Raw genomic sequence first — 6958 nt, forward strand, 5'->3', positions numbered from 1 at the left:
GCCCAACCGGAATGACGGATATTGGAACTGGGATGTGGCCAATCCGGTGCTTAGTTTGAGCATATGAAGCGACTGACCTCGGCCCAGCTGATCAGCTCCGTCGGCGACGGCGCCTACTACGTCACCTCGGCCCTGTACTTCACGCTGATCGTCGGGCTTTCGCCCGCGCAGGTGGGGCTCGGCCTCACCGTGGGTTGGGCGGTCGGCTCGGTGGCCGGGGTCGCGCTGGGGCAGCTGGCCGACCGTCGCGGACCGAAGGGCACGGCCGTCCTGCTGGCATTGGGCACCGCCGCGTCGGTCACGGCGTTCCTCTTCGTGGACTCGGTCTTCGCGTTCGTGATCGCGGCCTGCGTCTACGCCTGTTTCCAATGCGGTCTCGGCGCGGCACGGCAGGCGCTGCTCGCCGGCCTGATCGACCCCGCCGGGCGCACGACGTTCCGCGCCCGGCTGCAGGCGATGTCCAACGCGGGGATCGCGATCGGCGCGGCGCTCGGCGGGATCGCGCTGGCGATCGGGACGCGGGAAGCGTTCCTGACGGTGTTCGTCGTCGACGCGCTGGCCTTCGTCGCCGCGGCGCTCGTGCTCCGCAAGGTGCCTTCGGTGGCTCCGGTGCCGATGCGGGCGGGCGAGCCGTCCGTGGCCGTCCTCCGCGACCGCCCGTACGCCCTTCTGGCGCTGCTCAACATGATCATGCTGCTCTACATGCCGCTGTTCAGCCTGGTCCTCCCACTGTGGATCTCGACCCGGACCGCGGCCCCGAGTTGGCTGGTCTCGGCGATGCTGGTGCTCAACACGGCGAGCGTGGTGGTGTTCCAGGTGCGGGTGGCGCGCGGTGTGACCGGCCTGCGCGGCGCCTCCCGCTACGTCCGGCACGCGGGGCTGCTGCTTTTCGTCTCCTGCCTGATCTTCTCGTTCTCCGCCATGGGCGATTCCGCGTGGGCGGCGGCACTGGTGCTGCTCGCGGGGGCCGCGTTGCAGGTGGTCGGGGAGATGGCGCAGGCGGCGGGCTCCTGGGAGATCGGCTTCGGTCTCGCGCCCGACGGAAAACAGGGGCAGTACCAAGGACTCTTCGGTGCGGGGACGGCCATCGCCCGGATGCTCGGCCCGGTACTGCTGACCGGTCTGATCCTGGTCGGCGGGACGGTCGGCTGGATCGTGCTGGGCGGCTTGTTCCTGCTGGCGGGGACGCTCACCGCGCCCGCCGTCCGCTGGGCGGAGCGGACCAGGCCGGAGACCGCTCTCGAAGTCAGTCCTCCAGTGCCCGCCTGAAGTGCTCCGCGAGATCGAGCCCCGCGGCTTCCTCCGGGCCGCACCAGACGAAGGCGTCGTGTTCCTCGGGATCGAGCACGACTTCGCTCGGAACCTCCTCGGCGAGCGCGTACACCGCGGCGTGGATCCGCATCGGCCTGCCCGCGACGTCGTCCCAGGTGTGGGTGCCGCGTTCGCCGGTGACGTGGACGGTCAGCCCGGTCTCCTCGGCGAACTCGCGGACCACGGTCTCGGCCGGTCGCTCGCCGGGCTCGACGGTCCCGCCCGGCAGTTCCCAGCGGCCGCCCAGGAACGACGACGGCTGCCGCCGGATGAACAGGATCTTCCCGTCGCGGATGAGCCTGCCGTATGCCAAGTACTTGTCCGTCACGAGCGAATCTTCCCGTACTCGGAATACCTTCCCGATCGAGGACCGAACCTGTCCTCAATGGCTCGTAACGTGGGCTTTATGGAAAACACCGAGCTCCGCCCCTTCCGCCTCGACGTCCCTCAGGAACAGCTGGACGAGCTGCACGCGAAGCTCGACGGCACGCGCTGGCCCGCGCCGCTCCCCGGCGACGGCTGGGACACCGGAGTGCCGGTGGCCTGGCTGCGCGGACTCGCCGAATACTGGCGCGACGGCTACGACTGGCGCGCCGCCGAACGCGAGATCAACCGTCATCCGCAGTTCACCACGGTCATCGACGGGCAGCGGATCCACTTCCTGCACGTCCGCTCGCCCGAAGCCGGCGCGACGCCGCTGATCCTCACGCACGGCTGGCCGGGTTCGGTGGTGGAGTTCCTCGACGTCATCGGTCCGCTCACGGACCCGAAAGCGTACGGCGGCGACCCGGCGGACGCGTTCCACCTCGTGATCCCGTCGCTTCCGGGCTTCGGTTTTTCGGGCCCCGTCTCGGATTCCGGGTGGACGATGCCGCGGATCGGCCGGGCATGGGCGGAACTGATGCGCCGGCTCGGCTACGAACGCTACGGCGTGCAGGGCGGCGACCTCGGCGCCTCGGTGTCGCCGGAAGTGGCGAGGTTCGCGCCGGACAAGGTGATCGGCGTGCACGTCAACGGCGGGCTGACCCCGATGCCCCCGATGTCGTTGTCGGAGGAGGAGCTCGCTTCGCTCACCGACATCGAACGCGATCGCATCGATCGGATCAGGGCATTCATGCGGGAGGAGTTCGGGTACATCGCGATCCAGTCGACGCGGCCGCAGACCCTCGGCTACGGGCTCGTCGACTCCCCGGTCGCGCAGCTGGCCTGGATCATGGACAAATTCCGCGAGTGGACGCATCCGCGCCCCACGCTGCCGGAGGAGATCATCGGCAGGGACCGGCTGCTGACCAACGTCATGTTCACCTGGCTGACCGGAACCGCGGCTTCGTCCGCGTACATCGGCTACGCGCAGGCTGAAACCTGGGGAGCCGTCGAAAAGAACTCCGGCGTGCCGACGGCGGCGCTGATCTTCGCGCACGACGTCGGGATCCGGCGGTACTCCGAGCACGCCCACACGATCGTGCGGTGGACCGACGTCGATCGCGGCGGGCATTTCGCGGCGTTGGAAGAGCCCGAGATCCTGGTCTCGGACGTTCGCGAGTTCTTCCGGTCCCTCAAATGACGAGGACGGCCGTCTCGCCGAGGAAGCGGCCGTAATCGTCTACTTCGGACTCCAGGCCGGTGATGGCGGATCGCGATAGCACGCCGAAGGGCTCCACGACGACCTTCGTCTGCTTCGCGGTCCGCTTGGTGTGCCAGGTTCCGGCGATCCGGCCGTCGACCAGTACGGTCGGCGCGATCATCCCGCCACCGGAGTTGACGCGTTTCGACTCGGCCGGGTCGAGGAGCAGAGCGCGGTCGCGGTAGCCCAGCAGGTACGTGTCGAAGGCGCCGAGCAGACGCGGAGGGCATGGGGGAGCGGACAACTCGGTCTGCGACAGGGCGAAGCCGCCGCCGGCGGGCACGAGGTCCAGTGCGGCGAAAGCCTTGCGGCAGAGGCCGAGCGGGAGCCCGGACCAAGCGACGAAGTCTTCGACGGTCGCGATGCCGTACGCGGTCAGGTACCGGTGGGCGAGTTCCGTATGCGGTTCCGCCGGGTCATGGCCTTCGGTGGCCCATTCGTCGAGAAGCACGTACGTCGGCTCCGTTCCGGCGTCGTGCCCTCGGCACAGCAGCCCGCGATTGGCCGCGTAGGCCAGAAGATGGGCCGGTGCCTGGGACTTCGCGTCGAGCGCGATGCCGTCGGCGGCCAAGCCGTCGAGGATCTCTTGCCGGGTGAGTGCCTTGCCGGGCAAGAGATCCTGGAGCTTCGTGAGCGCGCGTTCGCAGAGTTCGTCGGTGAGACCCAGCTGACGGCGGCGTCCCTGCCCCGCCTGGACGTTACGCGGACCGAACAACCGGTTCAGCCACCGGAGATCCGCTGTCGGCACCAAGTGGAGCGTCTTGCGCATCAGCCAGGTGCGCGTGACCTCGCGGGACGTGTCGATGTCCTTGGCGGTCAGGCCCCGGCTACGGGCCCGGAACGCGAGCCGCGCGGCGGGCGTCGACTGCGCCTGGACGGCGGTGATGGATCGGGCGACGGCGAGCACGTCCGTCGCCGGAACGGTCAGCAGTTGCGCGTAGGCGCGGACGGCGCGGATGTCGTTGTCGGACGGCGTCACCCGTTGACGATCTCATGGGCGTTCACCGGTTCGGTGTGGACGACCGCTTCCGCGAGCCGTGGGAGGGCCTCGCGCAGCCTTGCCTCGACACGATGGGCGAGGCGGTGCGCCTCGGTGACGGTGAGCCCGGCCTCGACCGACACCGCCAGTTCCGCGCGCAGGCTGTGCCCGATCCAGCGCATCCGCAGGTCCCGCGTGCCGAGCACGCCGGGGACTTCGGCGGCCGCGCGTTCGGCGCGATCGACGTCGGCCGGGTCGACGGCGTCCATCAGGCGGCGGAAGACCTCCTTGGCCGCGTCGCGCAGGACGAACAGGATCGCGACGGTGATGGCGAGACCGACGATCGGGTCGGCCATCGGGAAGCCGAACGCGACACCGGCGGCGCCGAGCACGACCGCGAGCGACGTGAAGCCGTCGGTGCGGGCATGCAGGCCGTCCGCGACCAGTGCGGCGGACCCGATCTCGCGGCCGACGGTGATCCGGTACCTGGCCACGAGTTCGTTGCCCGCGAAGCCGATGACACCCGCCGCCGCGACCACCCACAGATGCTGGACCGGACGCGGATCGAGCAGCCGCTGGACGGATTCGTAGCCGGCGAGGAAGGCCGAGGCGGCGATGAGCAGGACGACGAGCACGCCGGCCAGGTCTTCGGCGCGGCCGAGCCCGTAGGTGTAGCGGCGGGTGGCGGCGCGGCGCCCGAGCACGAAGGCGATGCCGAGGGGGAGCGCGGTGAGCGCGTCGGCGAAGTTGTGGATCGTGTCGCCGAGCAGGGCGACGGAGCCGGTGATCAGCACGAGCACGAGCTGGGCGACGGCGGTGACGAACAGGGCGGCGAACGACCAGATCAGTGTCCGAACGCCGCGTTTGCTGGTCTCCAACGCGCTGTCGACACGGTCGGCGCTGTCGTGGCTGTGGGGAGTCAGGAGGTGCCGGAGACGGCTCTTCGCCGTCTGGTGGCCATGACTGTGTCCATGCCCTGGCATCTTTCACCTCACTGTCATGCTACCTGCGCAGTCATGCAGGTACGCAGGCAGAAGGATAGCGGCTATCCTCCTGGCATGCACGAGTCGGTTCCGGATTTCGAGATGCCCACCGAGGAGCAGGTCCACCTGGCCGCGGAGACGTTCCGGCTGCTCGCGGATCCGACGAGGGTGAAGGTCCTCTGGGCGCTCCTGCAGGGCGAGTCCTCGGTCGCCTGTCTCGCGGAGCTGGCGGGCGCGGCGCCGACCGCGGTCAGTCAGCACCTCGCGAAACTGCGTCTCGCGGGCCTGGTGAAGGGTCGGCGTGAGGGGACGTTCGTCTATTACTCGGCGGCCAACGATCACGTCCGCGGTCTGCTCGCGCAGGCGCTGTTCCACGCCGACCACATCGATCGTGACATCCCGGCACTGCATTCGGCGGCGAAACCCCACCGTCCGGCGGCGCACTGAATCCGGCTACGGTGGAGCCGTGACCCAGTCCTCGTGCCCGGCGGCCCTGCGGTGGCTGCTGCTGTGCGTCGTGGCGCTGGGGCTCGTCGGCATGCACCACGTCGTCGCCGAGTCCGGCCATGGCACGGGGCACTCCGCCGTCGCGATGGCGGATCCGTGTTGCACGGACACGCCTTCCCATGACGACGGTGGACACAGTGGACTGCACCTGTGTCTCGCGGTGCTCGCCGCGGGAGTGCTGCTGATCGTCACCTGGCTGCTCGTCCGCAATGGACGGACGGTGGCGACGTGGAAGTCGCGGCGGGCGGCCGGTTCGGCCTCCGGCCGCGATCCGCCGCGCTGGAGACCGGTACCGGAGAAGTTGTCCTTCCTTTGCGTGTTGCGGGTGTGACAGGCGGGTTCGTCCCGCCCTACCCGAAACCGATTTGAGGAAGAACCATGACCAGCAGGAAACTGGTCGGAGTGGCGCTCGCCGCTCTGGCCTCCTTCGCCGTGCTCACCGGATGCGCCAGTTCCGACACCGCTTCCACCGGGCACGACATGTCCACGGTGAAGGCGCCGGACCCTCAACAGGCCGGCCACAACCAGGCCGACGTCACGTTCGCGCAAGGGATGATCCCGCACCACGAACAGGCGCTCGCGATGGCGAAACTCGTCGACGGCCGCACTCGCAACGCGAAGGTCGTCGACCTCGCCGCCCGGATCCAGAAGGCGCAGGATCCGGAGATCCAGCAACTGAACGGATTGTTGAAGGGCTGGGGAGTGGCACCGTCGGGTGAGCACTCCGGGCACGGTCCGGCGGCCGGCATGATGACCGAGGACGACCTCGCGAAACTCGGCAAGGCCAAGGACGCCGCCTTCGACAAGCAGTGGCTGGAGATGATGGTCAAACATCACGAAGGCGCGCTTGAGATGGCGAAGACCGCGCTGCAGCAGGGGAGTAACGCCGAGGTGAAGGCCTTGGCGCAGAAGGTGATCGACGGTCAGCAGGCCGAGATCACCGAGATGCGCGCGCTGCTCGGCTGAGTTGGGCGGTGGCACGGGTTCGGATCGGCCCGTGCCACCTCCTTCGCGCGCAGGATGATCGCGATCCGGTAGAGGTTGTTGCCGTCGCGGGGTTCCGCGCTGTCTGCGTCGACCTTTCGGCGTTATCCGGCGCTGACACGGGAGATCGCCCGGGCTTCGATGATCGACGGTCTGGCTGAGGTTGCTGTCCGGGTGGGCTCCATTTCCTTTGAGGAAGGGGAGCTTCTTGTCGGAGAAGGTTAATTTTGTTGCTGTGCCACAGTTTCTGGTTTCAGGGCGGTTTGATCGTCTCGTGTTTCGGAAACTGTCGGTGGTCGGTTGTACGTTCTGCGTGTGGACACTCTCAACGCCACTGTGGCGCGTTTGAAGGAAATCACGTCGTCGGAAGTTTTGCGGGAGGTTAATGCTTCGCTGGATTCGTTGGGGGATCAGGATGCCGTGGATGCGGCTGTCGCTGCGTCGGAGGGCATCGCACGCCTGGAGGCTGTTCGGTTCCGTGCTTTGGGTCGGTTGAGCCGTCATCGTGATGGCGCCTCCAGTGTGGTGCAGGAAGTCGCGTTTGCTCTGTCCGTTGTGGATGGACATGCT

Annotated in this window: 8 protein-coding genes and 1 pseudogene; 6 read left to right on the plus strand and 3 right to left on the minus strand. The window is 68.4% G+C overall.

Annotated features, from left to right (window positions below):
* The first annotated feature begins 63 nt into the window (after positions 1 to 63).
* On the plus strand, positions 64 to 1269 hold the full coding sequence (locus tag AB8M46_RS39815; RefSeq protein WP_394363496.1) for an MFS transporter: 1206 nt from the start codon (positions 64 to 66) through the stop codon (positions 1267 to 1269).
* Here the strand turns inward: AB8M46_RS39815 and AB8M46_RS39820 are convergent.
* Positions 1247 to 1639: an NUDIX domain-containing protein gene (locus tag AB8M46_RS39820; RefSeq protein ID WP_394363497.1), complete on the minus strand. Its 393-nt coding sequence runs from the start codon at positions 1637 to 1639 to the stop codon at positions 1247 to 1249. The two genes, AB8M46_RS39815 and AB8M46_RS39820, sit on opposite strands and share 23 nt — an antisense overlap.
* 78 nt (positions 1640 to 1717) lie before the next feature.
* On the opposite strand from AB8M46_RS39820, the gene AB8M46_RS39825 reads away from it, so the two are divergent.
* A complete protein-coding gene (locus tag AB8M46_RS39825) occupies positions 1718 to 2875 on the plus strand; it encodes an epoxide hydrolase family protein (RefSeq protein WP_394363498.1) in 1158 nt (385 codons plus the stop codon).
* Here the strand turns inward: AB8M46_RS39825 and AB8M46_RS39830 are convergent.
* Both AB8M46_RS39830 and AB8M46_RS39835 read right to left on the minus strand, forming a co-directional pair.
* Complete coding sequence (locus tag AB8M46_RS39830) at positions 2868 to 3914, minus strand: winged helix DNA-binding domain-containing protein (protein WP_394363499.1); 1047 nt, start codon at positions 3912 to 3914, stop codon at positions 2868 to 2870. The genes AB8M46_RS39825 and AB8M46_RS39830 overlap by 8 nt on opposite strands.
* Positions 3911 to 4897, minus strand: coding sequence for a cation diffusion facilitator family transporter (locus AB8M46_RS39835; protein WP_394363500.1), 987 nt, complete (start codon positions 4895 to 4897; stop codon positions 3911 to 3913). Before AB8M46_RS39835 ends, AB8M46_RS39830 begins: the two co-directional genes overlap by 4 nt.
* Positions 4898 to 4972: 75 nt before the next feature.
* Between AB8M46_RS39835 and AB8M46_RS39840 the strand changes: the two genes are divergently transcribed.
* From AB8M46_RS39840 to AB8M46_RS39855, 4 genes and pseudogenes are all read left to right on the plus strand, one after another.
* Positions 4973 to 5344, plus strand: a complete 372-nt coding sequence (locus tag AB8M46_RS39840; RefSeq protein ID WP_037344985.1) for a metalloregulator ArsR/SmtB family transcription factor — start codon at positions 4973 to 4975, stop codon at positions 5342 to 5344.
* Between the two features lie 19 nt (positions 5345 to 5363).
* Positions 5364 to 5735, plus strand: a complete 372-nt coding sequence (locus AB8M46_RS39845; RefSeq protein WP_378423945.1) for a DUF6153 family protein — start codon at positions 5364 to 5366, stop codon at positions 5733 to 5735.
* Positions 5736 to 5782: 47 nt separating this feature from the next.
* On the plus strand, positions 5783 to 6370 hold the full coding sequence (locus AB8M46_RS39850; RefSeq protein WP_394363501.1) for a DUF305 domain-containing protein: 588 nt from the start codon (positions 5783 to 5785) through the stop codon (positions 6368 to 6370).
* A gap of 333 nt (positions 6371 to 6703) precedes the next feature.
* Positions 6704 to 6958, plus strand: a pseudogene (locus AB8M46_RS39855) (HNH endonuclease); the annotation flags it as partial.

The organism is Amycolatopsis sp. SB7-3 (genome assembly GCF_041021335.1).
GTDB lineage: Bacteria > Actinomycetota > Actinomycetes > Mycobacteriales > Pseudonocardiaceae > Amycolatopsis > Amycolatopsis japonica.

Excerpts from the sequence above, each read along its gene's own strand:
- AB8M46_RS39850 (WP_394363501.1), top strand. The coding sequence starts at position 5,783 with ATGACCAGCAGGAAACTGGTCGGAGTGGCGCTCGCCGCTCTGGCCTCC.
- AB8M46_RS39835 (WP_394363500.1), bottom strand. The coding sequence starts at position 4,897 with ATGCCAGGGCATGGACACAGTCATGGCCACCAGACGGCGAAGAGCCGT.
- AB8M46_RS39840 (WP_037344985.1), top strand. The coding sequence starts at position 4,973 with ATGCACGAGTCGGTTCCGGATTTCGAGATGCCCACCGAGGAGCAGGTC.
- AB8M46_RS39825 (WP_394363498.1), top strand. The coding sequence starts at position 1,718 with ATGGAAAACACCGAGCTCCGCCCCTTCCGCCTCGACGTCCCTCAGGAA.
- AB8M46_RS39815 (WP_394363496.1), top strand. The coding sequence starts at position 64 with ATGAAGCGACTGACCTCGGCCCAGCTGATCAGCTCCGTCGGCGACGGC.